General features: G+C 57.2%; 16 protein-coding genes and 2 pseudogenes. 2 read left to right on the top strand and 16 right to left on the bottom strand.

Features of this window, described 5'->3' with window-relative positions:
* Window positions 1-186: 186 nt before the first annotated feature.
* The 10 genes from DFS13_RS38795 to DFS13_RS38750 all read right to left on the bottom strand — a co-directional run bounded on the left by DFS13_RS38795 (window position 187) and on the right by DFS13_RS38750 (window position 10,995).
* Window positions 187-1,104: an SDR family oxidoreductase gene (locus DFS13_RS38795; protein ID WP_059623661.1), complete on the bottom strand. Its 918-nt coding sequence runs from the start codon at window positions 1,102-1,104 to the stop codon at window positions 187-189.
* A 317-nt stretch (window positions 1,105-1,421) separates the two neighbouring features.
* Window positions 1,422-1,916: a flavin reductase family protein gene (locus tag DFS13_RS38790; protein WP_081057362.1), complete on the bottom strand. Its 495-nt coding sequence runs from the start codon at window positions 1,914-1,916 to the stop codon at window positions 1,422-1,424.
* A gap of 1 nt (window position 1,917) precedes the next feature.
* Window positions 1,918-3,159: a styrene monooxygenase/indole monooxygenase family protein gene (locus DFS13_RS38785; RefSeq protein ID WP_059623659.1), complete on the bottom strand. Its 1,242-nt coding sequence runs from the start codon at window positions 3,157-3,159 to the stop codon at window positions 1,918-1,920.
* A gap of 30 nt (window positions 3,160-3,189) precedes the next feature.
* Complete coding sequence (locus tag DFS13_RS38780) at window positions 3,190-3,978, bottom strand: SDR family oxidoreductase (protein WP_059623657.1); 789 nt, start codon at window positions 3,976-3,978, stop codon at window positions 3,190-3,192.
* 60 nt (window positions 3,979-4,038) lie between these two features.
* Window positions 4,039-5,268, bottom strand: coding sequence for a dienelactone hydrolase family protein (locus tag DFS13_RS38775; RefSeq protein ID WP_059623655.1), 1,230 nt, complete (start codon window positions 5,266-5,268; stop codon window positions 4,039-4,041).
* 340 nt (window positions 5,269-5,608) lie between these two features.
* Window positions 5,609-6,571, bottom strand: coding sequence for a PDR/VanB family oxidoreductase (locus DFS13_RS38770; RefSeq protein WP_111442871.1), 963 nt, complete (start codon window positions 6,569-6,571; stop codon window positions 5,609-5,611).
* A gap of 20 nt (window positions 6,572-6,591) precedes the next feature.
* Window positions 6,592-7,704, bottom strand: a complete 1,113-nt coding sequence (locus tag DFS13_RS38765; RefSeq protein WP_059623653.1) for an alcohol dehydrogenase catalytic domain-containing protein — start codon at window positions 7,702-7,704, stop codon at window positions 6,592-6,594.
* Window positions 7,701-9,122: an aldehyde dehydrogenase family protein gene (locus DFS13_RS38760; protein ID WP_111442870.1), complete on the bottom strand. Its 1,422-nt coding sequence runs from the start codon at window positions 9,120-9,122 to the stop codon at window positions 7,701-7,703. Before DFS13_RS38760 ends, DFS13_RS38765 begins: the two co-directional genes overlap by 4 nt.
* Window positions 9,123-9,124: 2 nt before the next feature.
* Window positions 9,125-10,393, bottom strand: a complete 1,269-nt coding sequence (locus tag DFS13_RS38755) for a cytochrome P450 (protein WP_063808307.1) — start codon at window positions 10,391-10,393, stop codon at window positions 9,125-9,127.
* Window positions 10,394-10,776: 383 nt separating this feature from the next.
* A complete protein-coding gene (locus DFS13_RS38750) occupies window positions 10,777-10,995 on the bottom strand; it encodes a hypothetical protein (RefSeq protein ID WP_111442869.1) in 219 nt (72 codons plus the stop codon).
* 721 nt (window positions 10,996-11,716) lie between these two features.
* Between DFS13_RS38750 and DFS13_RS38740 the strand changes: the two genes are divergently transcribed.
* The gene (locus DFS13_RS38740; protein WP_230948488.1) at window positions 11,717-12,361 is read left to right on the top strand and encodes a TetR/AcrR family transcriptional regulator; all 645 of its coding nucleotides are present in this window, start codon (window positions 11,717-11,719) and stop codon (window positions 12,359-12,361) included.
* 348 nt (window positions 12,362-12,709) lie between these two features.
* Here the strand turns inward: DFS13_RS38740 and DFS13_RS38735 are convergent, their stop codons facing one another.
* Together DFS13_RS38735 and DFS13_RS38730 are read right to left on the bottom strand one after the other, a co-directional pair.
* Window positions 12,710-14,305 carry a methyl-accepting chemotaxis protein gene (locus DFS13_RS38735; RefSeq protein ID WP_166677955.1) on the bottom strand — a complete coding sequence of 532 codons (1,596 nt, stop codon included), beginning with the start codon at window positions 14,303-14,305 and terminating at the stop codon, window positions 12,710-12,712.
* 233 nt (window positions 14,306-14,538) lie between these two features.
* Window positions 14,539-15,807: a nitrate/nitrite transporter gene (locus tag DFS13_RS38730; protein ID WP_111442866.1), complete on the bottom strand. Its 1,269-nt coding sequence runs from the start codon at window positions 15,805-15,807 to the stop codon at window positions 14,539-14,541.
* Between DFS13_RS38730 and DFS13_RS40560 the strand changes: the two genes are divergently transcribed.
* Window positions 15,717-16,013, top strand: a complete 297-nt coding sequence (locus tag DFS13_RS40560) for a hypothetical protein (protein ID WP_166677953.1) — start codon at window positions 15,717-15,719, stop codon at window positions 16,011-16,013. The genes DFS13_RS38730 and DFS13_RS40560 overlap by 91 nt on opposite strands.
* 78 nt (window positions 16,014-16,091) lie before the next feature.
* Here the strand turns inward: DFS13_RS40560 and DFS13_RS38725 are convergent, their stop codons facing one another.
* From DFS13_RS38725 to DFS13_RS38710, 4 genes and pseudogenes are all read right to left on the bottom strand, one after another.
* Window positions 16,092-17,543: an NAD-dependent succinate-semialdehyde dehydrogenase gene (locus DFS13_RS38725; protein WP_111442865.1), complete on the bottom strand. Its 1,452-nt coding sequence runs from the start codon at window positions 17,541-17,543 to the stop codon at window positions 16,092-16,094.
* 26 nt (window positions 17,544-17,569) lie between these two features.
* Entirely contained in the window at window positions 17,570-17,908 is a 339-nt protein-coding gene (locus DFS13_RS38720; RefSeq protein WP_241308746.1) for an aldolase/citrate lyase family protein, read from the bottom strand.
* 145 nt (window positions 17,909-18,053) lie between these two features.
* Window positions 18,054-18,820, bottom strand: a pseudogene (locus DFS13_RS38715) (fumarylacetoacetate hydrolase family protein).
* Window positions 18,817-18,966, bottom strand: a pseudogene (locus DFS13_RS38710) (fumarylacetoacetate hydrolase family protein); the annotation flags it as partial. The pseudogenes DFS13_RS38715 and DFS13_RS38710, both read right to left, overlap by 4 nt.
* Window positions 18,967-19,075 lie beyond the last annotated feature (109 nt).

Genomic DNA, 19,075 nt, shown 5'->3' with positions numbered 1-19,075 from the left:
CATCGTCGTGGGTCCGTTCCGTGAGCTGTCTTCTAAACGTCCTCGGCTACGTCTGCGATGACCGCCGAGCCGAATAAATCAGCGTTTCCTTAGGGCATATAGGACGACGTCCTTTTCGGTGTAGTCGAGCGAAATCTCTGTGTCCGGGAGATTCCTGATTTGTTCCAGATTGAGCATTTTCGGCCTTTAGATCGGATCCCAGCCGACGACGTCGCGATGCGTTTGGACAGGCAAGAAGTCATTCTTGAAAGACGGGAGCATCGTGGCGGCAAGACTCTCGGCATCCCATCCGTCGGATCTTTGCACGGATCGAACGATTCTCGGCTGGCTAAACAAATAGACTTCGTTGCCACGGGCCCCGAAGATTTGCCCCGAGATAGACGAAGACAGATCGCTCGCGAGAAACACGCAAAGCGGGGCAATCTGTTCGGCTCTCATGGTCTCTTTCATCTTGCGCATCCGCTCACCCTGCTCTGGAGTGCGAATCGGAACACTCTCGAGCAATTGGCTCCAGGCCCATGGGGCGATCACATTCGACCGCACGTTGAACCGGGCCATGTCCAACGCGATGCTGGTGGAAAGTCCGACCACCCCCATCTTGGCGGCGGCATAGTTGGCTTGCCCAACGTTTCCGATAATTCCGGATGACGAGCTAAAGTGGACATAGCTGCCGGAGTTCTGCTCCTTGAAATGCGGTGCGGCCGCACGTGATACGTTGTAGTACCCGTACAGATGGACCTTGACGACTGCATCCCATTCCGCGTCATCCATGTTGAAAAACATGCGGTCCCGCAGAATGCCGGCGTTATTGACAACGCAATCGATTCGCCCGTACGTGTCGACCGCCTGTTCAACGATTCGACTTGCCGCCGCGGATTCCGAGATATCCTCCGTGGAAGCGACGGCCTTTCCACCGAGTGCGACGATCTCTTCAACGACGCTCTCCGCGACCGATCGAGTGCTGCCGTCGTCGAGTTTAGCGACGGCAATATCCGCGACGACAACGCGGGCACCGGCGGCGGCGGCCTGCTTTGCGATGGCACGGCCGATACCTTGGCCTGCGCCCGTGACTACGACAACTTTGTCTTCCAGAATCTTGTTCATATGATTGCTTCGAGCTTGGATTTGAAAGCGTGAATAGAGTGACAATCAAGCGTATGCTGGGTGTTTCGCACCACGCTCAGAAGTTGCATGCATGTTCGGACTCCGGACAGATCGTGTCTCCTCATGCTACAAACGTACATCACGAGCACATGCCGGCGCTCGCCGGAACGAGACGACACCCCTGGCAGGGCCGACCCTAAAGCATCTGTAAAAACAGGACTCGACGGTCGAGGCAACATTCGATAGAGGGAAGCCGGAACTCGCACGAGCGTGCGAGTTCACGGGTGGTCCTTCTGCGAAATTCCTGCGCTTCTTGATCAAGCCGCCAGGCTGACAAAGTCGCCGCCGTAGAACACCAATGGTTCACCTTCACACACAGCCACCCTCTCGACCTCACCGACGATCAGCAGATGATCTCCGACCGGATCGGCGCGCTCTACCCGACAAGCCAGTTGTGCCAGCGCCTCTTCAAGATAGGGAACGCCTCGCTCGCAACGCTGATGCGGAACGCCAGTGAACTTATCGGGTGACGATCTTGCGAAGTGCCGAGCTAGCTCGCCGTGCCCAGCTCGCAAGATGCTCACACCGAAGCGTTCCCCCGGCGCGAACAGTGCAGCGTTCGGCGAATGCAATGCGAGGCTCCACAGGATCAGCGGCGGCGTCAACGAAAGCGAAGCAAACGAATTGACCGTCATGCCGACCAACCGCCCCTCAGGTCCGCAGGCTCCGATCACCGCCACGCCAGTTGCGTAGCGTCCGCACACCCGGCGCAGCGCTTGCGGCTCAGGGGCGATTTGCGGTAATTCATTCATGTCAGGCTGCCTGTCCAACGTATTGCTCGATCATCTGTTCGCACGCTTGCGCCTCCGTCCACCAAGGGAAGAAGCTCGGCGGGTTGTCGAAGCCATTAGCGATGCGTGCCGCCAACGCCGGCGACTCGCTGGCCGCGCCGAACAGTTTAAGAATATGCGGGGGCGGAGGCGCCAACATCGAATTGGTCCAGGTGACAACGTGACGCGCGTATTCCCAATAGCGGGCAAAGGTGGCTTCCATCCATTCCGCGTCGAACGGTCGATCGCCATGATCAAGAATCGCGTCGAGATAGACCTTGCAGCACTTGGAAGCGTTGTTGGAGCCCTGCCCCGTAAGAGGGTCGTTGACCACCACCGCATCTGCCATTCCGAACACATGTCGTCCCGACGGCAGGGTCATGACCGGCTTCCGCACGGTCGGTGCGAAGCGCCCAGAGAGAATGCCGTTTTCGTCGGTCAGCTCGACCTGCTCGCATCGCTCGGCTTCCCACGGCAGATAAGTACGCACGACACGCAGGCATTCGGCCAGATGTTGCTCCGGCGTGCGGGCCTCTGCCCAGCGATCCATCGGGCCGCCCGGCACACCTTCGAAAACCATGATGTCGCATAAGCCGGACAACGTCAGTGCCGGGAAGCTGAAGTACTCGCCCACGCCAGGAATCACATTGAAGCCAATGCGTGAGAACGGCGTACGCGGCGTCATACCGGTCACGTAGGCCAGTGCCAACGCACGTTGCGGCACATCGAACGGGCTGTTTGCGACGTCGCGCTCGAAACGGTTGACGATCTCGCCCTTACCGGCAGCCAGCAGCACAAGATCGTGGTGTTGCGCCAGATCCTCTAGCTCCTCCAAACCTGCGTCGACGATGCGCAGATCGCCCCCGCGCTGGACGAAGGTCTCCATCCAGATCGGCATCTTCACGCGCTGGTCCGTAGACTGGCCCGGGTGCTCCAGAGAAGCCATCCACTCAAGCATCTTCTCGCCGGGCTTCCCCGGCTGCAACACCGTCAGGCTTACACCCTGCACAGGCGGGCACGTGTCGTCCCACATATTCAGCCCAAGATCGCGCTCGATCTGCAGTGCACTGTGAAGCATGCCCTGACTGGACATAACCTTGCCAGCGCGGATCTGATCGGGTGTGCGGTTGGTGACCAAGGTCACTTGGTAGCCCTTGGACTGCAGAGCGAGGGCCATTTGCAGCCCGGACTGCCCGGCTCCAACGATGGCGATACGTTGACTCATGATATATCTCCTGGAGGATATCGTTAATTTTTAGCCGGCCTGCTTGCCGTATGGCGGGACATTCTGTTCGGGGCCCATCGCCGAATACCCCCCGTCCACGGCGTAGTCGGCGCCGGTGACGAAACTGGCATTGTCGGAGCACAGAAACAGCACCACCTGCGCAACTTCGTCCGGATCACCAACCCGTCCCAACAGATGGAACGGTGTGGCGAGTTCGTCGATACCCGCTCGATTGCCACCGCTCATTTCGTCCATCAACCTGCACCAGATCCAGCCCGGGGACACCGCGTTCACACGAATGCGGTCTGGCGCGAGGTCCATCGCCATACTGCGCGTCAGCTGCAAAATTGCCGCCTTGGAAACCGGATAGAGCCAACGCCCCGTCTGGGCAACCTTTGCCGAGATACTCGTAAAGTTGACAATTGCACCGCCCCCACGCGCCTTCATCTCTGGATGAACCTTCTGGGCCAACATGATTCCGGACACCACGTTGACGTCGAGGGCAGTCTGCCAATCAGCGCGGGGAGACTTGAAGCCGTCGTCCAAATACGTGCAGGCCAGGTTCACCAAAAAGTCCACGCCTCCGAAACGACTCACAACCTTGGCGACCGCTGCGCTGACTTGATCGTCCTTGGTAATATCCGTGGCGATGAAGATTGCCTTCTCTCCCAACTCGGCGGCCACGCGCTCCCCGCCGACCACGTCGATGTCGAGGATCGCCACGCTCGCGCCTGCCGCGACGAACGCGCGGGCCACACCGGCACCAATAAGTGTCGCGCCCCCGGTGATGATGGCGACCTTGTCCTGCAGTCCTTTCATGATGGTTCCTCTTTCTTGGTGAATCTCGGCATCCCCGCTCTGGCGGAGATGCCAGTCAGCCTACTTCCCTTCGCTTTCTTTCCAGCGCGCCATCAGCGTGTTCGAAGGCAGCGACTCATCCAGCAGCTTGCGCCCCGTCTCCACTCCGGCCACCGGCAAACCCTCGGGATCGAGCAGACCGATCTGCACCAGCACGCTGGCCTGGTCCCAATAGATGTGCTCGTGGTATAGCTTGTCACCGCGGAACTTGATGATGCCAACAAGCGGGATTTCCACTCGCCTGCCGGTCGGCTTCACGCCGGGCAGCATCCAGTCGATTTCAGTGGTATGGGTAAAGCAGAGCAGGCTCTCGTCAACCACCTGGCTCGCGCCGATCGTGCGCGAGATCGGGATCATGCTGATGTCGGGCGGATTGCCGTGCACGAAGTGATGCTGATAAAAGCGCTTCAACTGCCGATAGCCCACGCCGCCGGTCATGGTCGGGATGTGATTGACGTACGGCTCGGAGACCATGGTGGCCATGGTGGCATCCACGTCGCGAGTAAAGAATTCGTGCTCGCAGTGCTTGTCCCAAAGCGCCGAAAGATCGTAATGCGGACCCATCTCTCCACGCAGTGCTGCAATCGAGCGCTGGTGCGCGATCAGGGCCGCAGACTTGTCGAAGTGCGCACCATCGGCACGGGCGAAGGCGTGATCAACCCCTTGGTAAACGTGCAGTTCGACGTTCTCCTTGCCACCCAGGCTCTCCACGATGGCCGCCTGCGCGTCCGGCGGACAGAAACCATCATTCTGGGCGATATGCAGCACCAGCCGGCCCTTGAGATTGGCAGCCTCGCTCAATGCATGCTCGATACCCACGCCATAGTAGCCAACCGCGCACGCGACGCCTTCGAGCCTGCATGCTGCCAAGTAAGCCAGTTTGCCTCCCAAGCAGAAACCCAGCACACCAGTGTGGCCGACACATTCCGGACGTTGCCGCAGCGTCGTCAGTGCTGCGCCGACGTCCTGCACACCCTTGGCCTCGTCAAACTGCTGGCACAGCCCCAAAGCGCGCTGGAAATCTTCACCATGGTCTTCCAATTCGATGCCGGGCGAGAGGCGCCAGAACAGATCAGGCACCAGCACGGTATAACCTTCTTCGGCGTAGTAATCCGCGACCTTGCGCATATTGGCATTGACACCAAAAATCTCTTGGCACAGCACAATCCCAGGCCCCCTCCCTGCAGCCGGGGTGGCAAGGTATCCGCTGAAACTGCCGTCTGCGCAGCCGATCTGGATGGTCTGGCCCATGGCCTATCTCTCCTTGATGTTGTCATGGTCAATTAGGCAAGCGATCGCTCGAGACCCTCGCGTTGTCGCCAACGCACTCGATCCGCACGATATCCCCTGCCCAGGTGATAATCCGTGCCACCGTTACGCCGTCAGTTATGCCTTCGGCGGTATCAATGGCTATTACGCCTAGTGCACTGATCTGTCGGACAACGCGCTCGGTAGCCGACCGAGTCTTGTTGTCATCAAATTGACGATGGCGATAGAACCAAGAATACGTCTATCATTTTTCTTTCCGAACGAATCACACGTACATGTTCGGGGTGCGGACAGATCGAGCTGACCGGCGCGAACGAACGCACTAGAGATCTAAAACGAGCAGGGGTCCGCGAGCACGAGAACAACATGCCGTGAAACAATCATTGGCCGCCTGCTCGGCCTCTGTCAAAAAGAGATCTCGATGGTCGGGCTCACCTTCAATGACTCTTGTGACACAAGTTCCGCACACGCCTTGCTCACAAGAAACCGGGATATCAATGCCATTTCTGGCCAGGACCTGTGCAACAGACTCCTCTGGCAGGATGAGAAAAGTCTGACCCGTGCTTGCGATGCGCACTTCGAAGCCATGCCCCCCCTGTTTCTGAGACGATGGCGGCGGAGCGAAATGCTCAAAGTGAACGTGATCGTCAGGCCAGTTGTGGCGCTTCGCGCCTTCAACAACTGAATCGATAAGCCCGCTCGGTCCGCACACGTAGAGGTGGACACCTTGCCTCGGGTGTGCAAGGAGAGCGTCCAGATCAAGTGGCCCCTGCGATCCGGAGGCGTCGTCGAAGTGGACGTGAGTGTTTTCGACGAACGGAGCTGCGCCAAGTCGACCGAGAAAGGCTGCGCGATTTGCAGTACGAACACAGTAATGCAGATCGTACGCCTTTCCCTCAACGCTCAATTCCTCAGCCATGCAGAGCATTGGAGTAATCCCGATGCCACCCGCAATCAGAATCGACTTCTCGGACGGGACAAGCGGAAAGTGATTACGTGGCGACGAGATGATCACCTCATCTCCCGCATGGACGCTCTCGTGAACCGCCTTGGACCCACCACGAGAATTGGCGTCCAACAATACGGCAATGCGATAACGCCGCTGATCGAAAGGAGATCCAAACAGCGAGTATTGGCGTATCAAGCCGCCCGGCAAATGGAAATCAATATGTGCGCCAGCGCGAAACGGCGGCAGCGCCTGGCCGTCGATCGATTCGAGCTCGAGACTGCAGATTCCGTCTGCCTCCCGCTCTTTTCTGGCCACTCGCATCTTGAGTTGAGTCATCAGATTTTCCCCGCTTTGAATCAGATTGTCAGCACCGTCCGGATGCCAACGCCATCGCGGAGATCCTGAAGAGCCTCATTAACTTCTTCCAATGGCCTCACGTTCGTGACCAGGCTGCTCAGGTCCAGCGCTCGATGGCAGCACAGATCGAAATATCGCGGAAGGTCTCGCTGTGCATGACAGTTACCAAGGTAGGACCCTTTGACCTGCAATTGCCGCAACACCATGTCCAGCGCTCCGATCGACACCGATTCCGCTGGCTTGGCGACACCGATCATGACGATCACCCCCCCCTTGCGCACCAGGGAAGCACACAGATTCAAGCTGTCAGGACTACAGACCCCATCAAATACGAAGTCGAAACCGATCCCCCCCGTCAGCGTCCGACAGGGGTCTTCAAATCCAGCGGCCGAGTTGTCGAACGTTGCGTTCGCCCCAAGCCTCTGCGCGTGAATGCGTCGGTCAGCATTGAAATCAAGACCCACCACCAGTCCTGCGCGTGCAATTCGCAACGCCTGAATCGTCGAGAGCCCCACCGCGCCGAGCCCCACGACGGCAGCGGTGGCGCCTTCCGGCACTGCGGCCACGTTTGCCACCGATCCCATACCGGTTTGCACTGCACATCCCATCGTCGCTGCGTGCGTCAACGAAATGGAGTCAGGGACCGGAACGACACCACTGCGCTCCACAAGCACGTACTCCGCGAACGCCCCCAGGCGAAGTCCCCGAGCCACCGGTGTCCCTCGATGCCGAACGCGCACATCGTGGCCGGCGGGTCCCGCCGTACGGGAAGGGCTCTCGGCCGCGACACACAAAACAGGCTGATTGCGCACACAGAAGTAACAAGTTCCGCATGCCGGTCGCATGGAGACCACGACCCGTTGACCGAAAGCGAGATCAGTTACCCCCGCACCAAGTGCCGCGACCGTGCCCGCTGCTTCGTGACCCAGCACCGCTGGCACGGGGTAGCCCACCTTGCCGTCGGCGAGCGCCAGATCCGTGTTGCAGACCCCGCAATGCGTGATTCTCACCAACACTTCGCCGGCCCGCGGGTCATCGATCTCCACGTCATCGGCAATGCGCAGGGGTCGACCTACCCCTTCGAGAATAGCCGCCCTCATCAGCCTGCTCATGCCAAACCTCCCGTCTGGCTGTGCAATACTTTTCGCACTACGAATTCATCGAGACCCCATTCACCGAATTCGTACCCGAAGCCACTCGACTTCATTCCCCCGAAAGGAATCGCAGGATCGGGAGGAGTTGCGTGCTGATTCACGAACAGATTCACCGCTTCCAGCCGGCGGACCAATGCCGTCGCACGTCCGATATTGGTAGACCACACTGAGCCGCCCAGACCAAACTCCGAGGCATTCGCCCGGGAGACTGCCTCGTCTTCATCGTCGAAAGTCAGTATGGGCAGCGCCGGTCCAAACTGCTCCTCGCGCACGAGTCGACTGCTGTCCGAAACATCCACGACGATTGCCGGTCGCAGGAAGTGACCCGCCCATTCGTCCGGCTTCGTCCCCCCTGTGACAATCCGACCGCCCGTCGCAACGGCATCGTCCAAGAGCGCTTTCACATGGTCGAACTGTTGGCGATTATGTAGAGGCCCCATCTGCACGCCATCGGTCAATCCAGGACCGACACGCCATGTCTTTGCGATCGACGCCATCTTCTCCACCAGCGGCTCGTATAGCGATCGATGCACGAACAAGCGCTTAACCGCGCAGCACACTTGGCCAGCGTTCATGAACGATCGTTCAAACAGCAAGGGTACGGACGCGTCGATATCCGCGTCCGCAAGGACGATGGCTGCGTCGTTGCCGCCCAACTCGAGCGTCAGTCGTTTCAGGGTTTGTGCGGCGCTGGCCATAATCTTCTTTCCGGTCGGCGTCGATCCGGTGAACGATATCTTCGCCACGCCAGCATGACTCACCAGGGACGCACCAACATCCGTGCCACCCGTCACCGTGTTCAGCACCCCCGGCGGCAGGCAATCGGCAAACAGGTTTGCGATGGCCAAGGTCGTCAGCGGCGTCGTTGGTGCTGGCTTGACCACCACGGTGTTCCCTGCCCACAGTGCGGGGCCGAGCTTCATCATCAGAAGCACAATAGGGAAATTCCAGGGCACGATAATCCCCACGACCCCAACCGGGGCACTCACTGCCACAACCGTTCGGCCTGGATCAGACCGGATGATCTCCTGATGCGCACTCTTCTCGGCGAAATATTCCAGGTAACCTTTGGCAGACAGAAGTTCTCGTGTCGCCGCCAGCAGCGGCTTTCCCTGCTCCCGACTGAGCAGGATGGCAAATTCCTCAAGATTGGCAGCCAGCAACGCAGCGCACCGCTTCAGAGCATTGCGACGGGCCGTGAGGTCCGACGCCCAACTGCCGAGAGCGGCTGCAGCCGAGGCAACGGCATCGTCGAGCGCTTGCGGCGTGGTTATCGGCGCTTCTGCTATTGGCGTGAGGACGGCAGGGTCCTCGACAGCGTACCATTCCGTAGCTACGTCGCGGCGCCCCGCACTGACATTGAATCCGCGATACATTATCAGGACTCCTTATATTCTTGTCCGTTGATGCGAACCGGGAGCGATCGCGCACCGCGGATCACCGTGCCAAGCCAAGGAATGTCCGCTGGGTCGCAGCTGAGTTCGACGTTGGGAAATGCCTGCATGAGCCGCCCCACCGCAGTTTGCGCTTCCAGGCGAGCAAGGTGAGAGCCAAGACAAAAATGGACGCCATGCCCGAAAGCCATGTGCTGCTTGATTTTGCGGCGGATATCGAAGATGCCCGGATCTTCAAACTTCTCAGGATCACGGTTGAGGGCAGGCAGCACGACCTGTACAAAACTGCCGCCCGGAATCACCGTATCTCCAATTTTCACATCTGCCGTGGTCGCCCGGAATGTCGTGTATGGCACTGAACCGTCGTAACGCAGCGTCTCCTCGATGGTGTTTTTAATCAGCGTAGGATCTTCGACCAGTAGCCGCTGCTGATCCGGATTCAGCATAAGGTGCAACAGCGCATTGCCGATCAGTCCCACCGTGGTTTCGTGACCAGCGATGAGAAGCAAATACGACATGCTTTGAAGTTCCTCAATTGTCAGCGCGTTCGAAGCATTGCGCGCGGCAATCATGGCACTTAGCAGGTCAGGCTGCTCATCGGGAACAGCGCCGTCTGCCAGTACCTCACGCTTGGATTCGATGAGAGTCGCAAGATAGTTTCGCAGCAGTTCCATACAATGGTCCTGCTCTTTATGGCCAGGCGTCATCGCCCACTCGGCCCATTGCCGGAAATTGGACCTGTCGCCTTCCGGTACGCCGAGCATGGTGCAGATCGTCGTGATACCGATGGGGTAAGCAAAATCCGCGATCAAATCTGCCTCGGGACCTTCACGCATCTGGTCGATCAGACGATCTACCAGTTGCTCCACCGTAGCCCGCAGTTGTTCGAGGCGCCGGGGCGTGAACGCGAGCATCACCAAGGATCGCAGACGCGTGTGATCGGGTGGATCGGTATTGAGAAGGTTTCCAGCCTGAGAGCCGGCGATCGGGGTCCCTGCGCCCGGCCCACTGCGGCCTTGCGCGGCGAGGGCTGCCTGAATATGGTCTGAACCTTTTGCAATCAGGGGATTGGAGAGAACCTCGATCGCCTCCGCCCAGCGCGTGATCAGGTAGACCTCCGTTCCAACAGGCGTCCTGACCCGGACCACGGGACCTCGCTCCGCCAGCTTGGCATATTCTGGAAACGGATTGAGGGTCGCGGGAAGCGGAGGGAGATCGATAATCTCGCTTTGAGAAGTATTTGATGTATTCATGGTTGCTCTGCTCTGCTACGTTGCAAAGGAAAGCCGGCTCTGCACAAGAATGCGAGAATGTGGCTCCTGCTCATGCTACGGCGGCGAACGCGGCGCCCCCCTCCTTCGTACGCAATGTCCACGTTGCGGACATTCCGACTCAATCTAATCTTCGCGTCAGGCGCACTACGGCGGTCAAGGCGCACGAACGCCGAAGAATCGGCGATCTGTCGAGGAAGCGTAGGAAGTGTGTCTGGGCCTCGGTCCGAACTCGATTCTGGGCACACAGGGCGAGCATGGCAGTCAGGCGATTCCTTAAAGTTCTCGGCCAACGCTCACAGCCCGACTCGAACGCCAGGTGCAGCTCGATACCTACAAGCGAACTGCGGCGCGTGGTCAGATGCTCAGTTCGACAATTCTGAGCGAGCATCACTGGACCCGCTCGAGGCGCGATCAAGGGCAGCCGCTTCGAGCCGTTCGTTCATCACCGCAATTTCCAGCGCTTGAGCAAACCGCTCCAATGCGTCCAGGGTTCCGTGGACACATCGATACTCCGTGCGACCGATTCTGCCGTCCAGCACGACCAGCATTCCCGCATCCCTTGCCAACTCGAAAACATTCATTACGTTCCCCTGTAGAACGCGAACGCGATCTCACCATGCCTCTCATGCGGCATGCCGGTACGCACCAAGCGCCTGCCCCCTCACATTTGGCGGAAACACATTCCATGAGCCGTCATCGTGCCGAAAGAAAACAATTGCGAACCAGCCCTGCGGCCGAGCTATTCCGATGCGCACATAGCGCGTTCGGTCGGTTCGAGTTCGACTGAACTCCGTCACGCAGATCGGGGCCACAGACGCTGACCCGAACCACTTGATAACCAGCGAACGCAAGGACCTATTGCCGGAGTTCATTTCCCATTCCCCTCATCGCACACGCTTCCGACATGCCGCCTGTGCATCGCGGGAACAACGCACTGTCGGTTGATCTCCTCACACGCAAATTATAGGTTAATCAACCTATAAAGCAAGATCGCACATGCTAGACGAGGGTAAACGATTAACCGTCTATTACATTGTTTTTTATGATAAATTTAGATACACCCTTGCCCTCACGGCAGCGCAACCTATATTTATAATAGGTTATTTAGCCTGCTTTCTGGCACTACTTCCCGGATAACGTCGCACAGAGGCCAGCAGTGCACTGGTCGAAAGGCGGCGAACTGGCAAGATGGATGCTTGCGGGACTAGGATCGCGAGCCAACGCTCACGACCTGAGGGCAAACCTTGATTGCGGCGGAAGAGAAGATGCTCATCGCGCCGGTACGGAGACCATGTGAGAAAAATGACCCTTCCTTCTGCTGCGATCTTCGATCCACTGGCAGACGAGCCCGCAAGACGGCGTGGCAATCGGAAAAGTCGCGTACCCGAGATCATCGACGTCTCGATCAACGTCCTGATCGCAGAAGGATATGCGGGGTATACGATCAATCGCGTAGCCAACGATGCGGGCATTCGCCTGAGTACGTTACAGCACTATTTTTCGAATCGGGAAGCGCTGCTGCGCGCAACGCTCGAGGAGATCGCCAAACGCTATTTCGAACGCTTTCGAGGCTTCGCCGAAAATAAGAGGCGCTCTCCCCAGGCACGGCTCGAAGCGATCATTGACGATGCTTTCGTAGAATTTGCCAAACCCGGCCTTCCCGCATCCGTCCTGGAATGCTGGGGACTCGGACTGCATGAGCCGTTCGCGCGCGATATTGCCGTCGACATACAGCAACAGTTCACGCGCCTCTTTGCAAAGCTTGTCGAAGAGATCAATCCTGCGCTCTCGGCAGAAGAATGCGAATTGCGCGGCGCACTCATCATGACCAGTTTGGAAGGCCTGATCGTATTTCTTCGCTGGAATGAGGACGACGCCGCAAAGCGGCATCGCTTCCACAAGGCTACCAAGGTCGTCTGGAGCGGGTTCGGCAATGTTGACGAGTAGGACGCGATCGGCTCTCAGGACGCCATTGCGAGCTAAGTAATCCACGTCAGCGTAAGGTTCGGATTGACCCATGGTCCACGGTCGTTCCAGCTATCGTGACACCAGGTTTCAAGCATCCCTCGATCACCTCAAGCTTAGCGAGTTCGTCGTATTTGCGCTGCCATCTCGCTTACGATCCGTGACCAGCCGGCCCTGTTTCTCTCCGCTTGTTCGTTCATATAAGCGTGTCCACGTTCGTACAACATGGAAAGTTCGCCGCCGTGATTAGGTCTCGCGACGAGAGGGTATCGCCCAATGACCGCTTACGGATTACCCAGCCGGGTCGTCGCCGCGCCCCAGCGCTGCCATTCATATCGGCGCAGCCTGAGCAACTGAGAATTGTTGAGATTCGCCTGATTCAACTCCGAGCTTGAAAAACATGACCTCTTCCTTCATCTTGCCGGCCTGCTCCTGCATCGACTGTGCTGCTGCTGCCGATTCCTCCACCAGTGCGGCGTTCTGCTGGGTCACTTCATCGATCTGGTCGATCGCTTGATGCACCTGTTCGATGCCCTGTGTCTGCTCCAGAGAAGCAGCTGAGATTTCGGCGACAACATCAGAGACTCGCGAGACTGCCTGATGAATATGATCCATAGCAATGCTGACCTCGCCAGCCCGACGCGTACCTTGGCTAACCTTCTGCGTGGATACCTCGATCAGGTCCTTGATTTCCTTGGCTGCCGCAGAAGCACGCTGCGCAAGCGACCGAACCTCCCCAGCGACCACCGCAAAACCGCGTCCCTGTTCACCCGCACGGGCTGCCTCCACCGCAGCGTTGAGCGCCAGAATATTGGTCTGAAAGGCAATTCCTTCGATCATGCCGGTGATCTCCGCCACTCGTGCGGAATCGGCGTTGATCTGATTGATCGTCTCCACCATGACATCGACGTCACGGCGCCCCGTGCCAGCCAACTCGCAAGCACTGACAGCCAGCGAGTTTGCTTGCCTCGCATTCTCAGCGTTTTGCCTGACTGTCTCGGTCAGCTCGGTCATGCTCGCAGCAGTTTGCTCCAACGAAGCAGCCTGTTCAGCAGTACGAACTGAAAGGTCTTGATTGCCCGCGGAAATCTGGCTTGTCGAAGTAGCAATCGTATCGGCACCGGATCGCACTTCCGAGACGACCCTGACCAAACTGTCATTCATCTCTTTGAGAGATTTCAAAAGAAGGCCGGTCTCATCTCTTGTTTTTACTTCTATCCGGCTGCTCAAATCTCCGCTAGCCACTGTGCCGGCAATCTTCACAGCCTGCCTCAGGGGAAGGATGATGGAAAAGCTGAGCCACGCTGACACACCTATGCCCAGCACAACCGACAAAACTGCGAGGCCCAGCAATTTCGCCCGTGTAGTCTGAAAGACGTTTTCAGCGCGCTCGCCGCTCACTCGAACGCGCTCTGTCTGATACCTGATCAGCTCCCTGAGTGCATCAAAATAGTTTCGCTGATCCGTGCTCAATTTGTTCAGCAGTAACTCTTTGGCCTCGGCCTTCCTTCCAGAAGCAACGAGTTCCATGAACTCATTTTGCGAAACCCCATACAAATCCCTGGTCTCCAGAACGATCCGAAGCAAATCCTTACCGCGCGCCGAATTTATAGAGACCTTCAGCCTTGAACAATTATCGTCGTTCTCGCTATTATTTTTTAATATCCCAACCTTCTCCCTCTCAAAACTCAAAGGATCATCAAAAATAAGCGTATTCCGCATACTTCTTGCATTACGGTTTACTATATCAATTATTTCGTAAGAATAAGCCGCGCCCCGGTACCCGTCATTTATAATCGAACTATTTTCAACACTTACTAGTCTCAATCCCGATATCCCAAACCATGTGCAGAGGGCATAAACGGAAAGGAATAGCAGAGCTGCCAACCCCATCCGAGTGCCAATTTTCAAGTTCCCGGCATTCATCATTAGATCCACTTTTCTTGATTATTCTCGACATATCGCGACCGACTCTGACGATATCACAGCTCAAATCGATATCACCACCGGCGAACAATCTCGTTATCTTCAGCCACGGACCTTACATCGACCTTAAAAAATGACACATTTTTAATTTTATAACCCGCCCATCAACATTAATTCCAACTCCCCTCTGGACCCGATCGGGTTAGAACTCTCCCAGGGAAAGAGCCAATCATCTATGCAGAAACGGCAGCAACGTTACTGGAGCGACGACGGGTAAAAATCAATATCAATGCCCCAAGCACTGGCCCTGCTGCAAGCGTCAGCAGCGGATACGAGAAGGAGTGTGATCGCGCATATACTGCTCCGACGACAAGCGGCGCCATCGCACTGCCCAATTGCCAGACCGCAGTTGTCAATCCTGCCGCCAGACCAGCTGCCTTCGCCCCTGAAGTCTGCGTGACCTGCGCTACGAGCACCGGCGTGTAACCGAAGGCAACCGCTCCGAGAAACGGGGCCGCGATATAGAATTCCTGCGCGGTCGAACAACGGCTGAACACGAGAAGCATCCCGGCGAAACAAGCCAGCGAGAGCACTCCAAGGAGCTTTGTTGCGCCATCAAACAGATCTGATAGCCAACCCAGCAACGGTTTCGTCAGAACAGCGCCTACACCGAACAGCACAAAGATCCGGCCTGCCGTTACCGGATCGATTTCATACTGTTTGATCATCAGCGCATTTCCCCACGCAGTGAAACCTACAGTCGCCCAGAGTGCGCCAAGACCGGCCAATGCGAGCAGCACCAGATTCCTGTTCTTGACCAACGCTCTGATTTCGTCCGTGGTAATGTGGGCAAAGGCTGCCTTTGTCGGAGCGTCTCTCAGTGCACGGCTCGAGACGAAAGCCCAACCAAAAGTGCAAAGCCCAAGGGCCCTGAATGCGTTCTGCCACCCGAATGCATTCGACAACAACGGAATCGTTGCGTTAGCTATGACGACGGCGAAAGACGTGGCTGTCGTGTAGAGGCCGAGAGCACGGCCACGATCCTTTCCGAACCACGACGTTATTATTTTGACGCCCGTGGGGTAGTCAGCTCCCGCAGCCAGCCCCATGATCGTCTGAATTGCGAACCCAGTTCTCAAATCATTCGCATACCCGAATGCAAACGTCGATATTCCGAGAAGAATCAATGTGTACGTCAGGGTGCGTCGGCCTCCGATCACATCGGTCAGAAAGCCACCCCCAACATTCGCAACGACATATCCAACATAAAACGCGGTCACAAAGGCACCCAGCATTGCAACTGATATTCCGAGAGAATGTCCGACTGGTGCTGACACGGTGCTCCAAGCAGCTCTACTAACGCAACTCAACAGAAAAGACATCCAGACAACTAAGAGAATAACCCAACGGTATGGTGATTGCTCTGTTCCCTCTGGCGTCGACGCAGAATTTTCCGGGGGAGCATCAGAAATATTTCGTGACCCAGTCGTCGTTGATTCCATTATTCCCCTCCATTACGCTAGATGCGTGTAAACATATCGAGCCGCTTGACGCGCGAAAATCCAATATTAATATTCTGAATGTCGTGCCGGCGAAACTCTCCCCACTGAACTTTGCGGCAGAACTCGCCTGCGGCGTGCATTTTCGCATTCGAATAACTTACCATTCCGGCCAGACCGCCGGCACATCGTGTGCCGTGCGGAAATAAAATACTACTACTCTTGACATATCCAGAATATTTAAAATCTCGATTTAAATAATTGCTTAAAATAATCCGATAATTTTCTTAGACAGCCATGCATAAATACTTAGTTTCGAGATACTCCTCGATACCAAGGTAGGAACCCTCGCGCCCCATACCAGATTGCTTGACACCACCAAACGGCGCAGCTGCCGTACTGATCAGGCCGCTATTGATTCCGACCATGCCATATTCGAGGGCCGTTGAAACACGCCACGTACGGCGCGCGCTTTCGGTGTAGAAATACGCAGCCAATCCGAACTCTGTGTCGTTCGCCATGCGAATGGCTTCGTCTTCTGTATGGAACCGAAATACAGGCGCCACTGGACCGAAAATCTCTTCCTTTGCAATACGCATCTCCGGCAGCACATCCGTAATAATAGTTGGCTCGTAAAAGGTACCGCCCAAGGCATGAACTTTGCCGCCAGTGATCACACGTGCGCCGCGGCGGGTAGCATCGTCAACCAGTTCCTGGACCTTGCGAAGCGCGTCAGCATCGATCATCGGTCCTTGTGCAACACCCGGCTCCATCCCGTCACCCACGCGAAGCGCCCGAACCGTGGCATGGAGCTTCGAGACGAAGGCATCATGGACGCTGTCGTGAACCAGCATCCGATTCGCGCAGATACAAGTCTGTCCGGTGTTGCGGTACTTTGAAATCATTGCGCCCTCTACGGCCGCATCCAGGTCTGCATCCTCGAACACAATGAAGGGGGCGTTGCCACCGAGTTCCAGCGACATCTTCTTCAGTGTTGGCGCGCATTGGGCGGCCAACTGCCGCCCGACTTCCGTCGAGCCTGTGAAGGTCAACTTGCGAACAATGGGGCTAGCCGTCAGCACACCACCGATTACACGTGAACTGCCGCTCAACACGCTAAATACGCCAGCGGGAACACCCGCACGAACTGCAAGTTCCGCCATGGCGAGCGCTGACAGTGGCGTTTGCTGAGCTGGCTTGACGATGATGGTACAACCCGCGGCGAGAGCCGGCGCCACCTTCCGCGTGATCATCGCCGCTGGGAAATTCCACGGCGTAATTGCGGCGCAAACCCCCACAGGCTCCTTGGTGACGACTATGCGCTTGTCGGGCCAGGGCGAAGGGATTGTAGCCCCGTATACACGGCGAGCCTCTTCAGAAAACCACTGGATATATGATGCGGCGTACGCGATTTCGCCGCGTGACTCGGCCAGAGGCTTGCCCTGTTCGGAAGTCATCAGAATAGCCAGGTCTTCCTGGTTTTCCATCATCAACCGGAACCAGACATGCAACACTTCTGCGCGCGACTCAGCAGTTCGAGCTCGCCATGCATGCAGCGCTTGCTCAGCACCCGCTATCGCTCGACGCGTTTCGGCCTCGCCCATGCTTGGAACGGTCGCGACCAATTCACCGGTTGCCGGATTGATGACTTCAATATGCGCACCGCTCTCCGCGCCGGTCCATTTTCCATCTAGCAGACATTCTGTCTTCAGCAGATCTGCATCCTTCAGTTTAATCATGGGATTGGAAAAAATAGTGAATGTTATTAGTACACCGACGAGGTTTTAACCTCTCCGGATGATTCATGCTTGTCGAAGTAAGCGGCCAGTTCCCGGGCCGCGCGGGCTAGAAGCGCAGTGTCCACACAAACAGCCGCAAACAACGCACCGCCTTCGACGTAGCGCTTTGCCAATACACGCTCTACCGTCAGGCGGCAGAACGCCTTGCCTGCTCGACGCACTGCGCCAATCCCGTCGAGGATGGCTCGCTGGACCTCGGGGTGATCTGGCTGCCCGAGGTAGCCCATAGCGGCCGAAAGATCAGCTGGTACGAAACACACCCCGTCGACTCTCTGTACCACCATGATCACATCTAGGTTGTCCACCCCCCGCCTGTATCTCTGCCTGCCTGCCGACCCGCGGCGACCACAGCCAACACCTCCTGCGTCGCCGGGTTAACTGTCTCGAAGTATTGGTTGCTCTCGACGGCCTTGCCGTCGATCAGATGTTGGATCCGCACAATGAAATTCCTTATCGACCAAACGCTGAGTCGCCGACGATAGTGCCGCGCAGGGAACCGATACAATCGATCTCGCACACTACCTCGTCACCCTCATTAACGTTAACGACACCGTCCGGCGTGCCCGTCAGAATCACGTCCCGTGGAAGTAGTGTCATGAAACTGCTGAGGTGCTCGATCAACGCCGGGATATCATTGATCATGTCGGCGGTTGTACCGCGCTGCGCCACCTCACCGTTGACCAACGTACGCATTTGCAGCACATGCGGGTCCGGCACATCGGCGGCATCCACGAACCACGGTCAGAGCACCGTGCAGGTATCGCGATTCTTGACCCGCAAAATTCGGGCGATACCAGTTCTCCAAGTAGTCGCGGATCGCACAGTCGTTGCATACCGTGTAGCTAGCTACATACGCCATCGCCTCGCTTACCTTCACGCCTTTGGCCGGCTTGCCGATGACTGCTGCCAGTTCGCTCGTAGTGCATGAAGGTGGCATCTCGCGGTCGCCGCGTCTGTGCGTTATGACCAACCAAGGTGCCAGGCCCCTTCATGAACACCTGTGGCTCGTCCTTTGACGTCACCGTCAGTTCCTTCGAAAGCTCCTTGACGTGATCGGCATAGTTCAGGCCGAGTGCGACGACCGTACCCACCTCTAACGGCGTCAACCATACGACGGCATCCTAGCTGACCACGCGGCCATCGGTGAGCTTCAAGCCCTTCTCATGCGGCGTAGCACAGTGGATGGCTCCGCCGTAAGCAACACGTGCGCTCTTCATACAATCGCCCCCTGCAGTTCGCCGATCCCCTTGGCACTCACCTCAAAGCGTTGACCCTTGCGCACGTATGGCATGCATGCACAGGCACCCAACATCAGGATATCGCCGGGCGAAAGTGTCATGAACTCCGTCACGTCCGCCAGAAGTTGAGCGGTCGGACGTGCGTATTCCGGCGAACGTGATCACGCATTTCGGCGGATCGTGATCATGGATTCCGAATGATCGTGATCACCCGTTTCGGTTGATCGTGATCGC

The sequence above is a fragment of the Burkholderia sp. 28_3 genome (assembly GCF_003253915.1).
Lineage (GTDB): Bacteria > Pseudomonadota > Gammaproteobacteria > Burkholderiales > Burkholderiaceae > Burkholderia > Burkholderia cenocepacia.
Note: the sequence above shows the minus strand (reverse complement) of the source record. Positions and strands in the feature narration are given on the sequence as shown.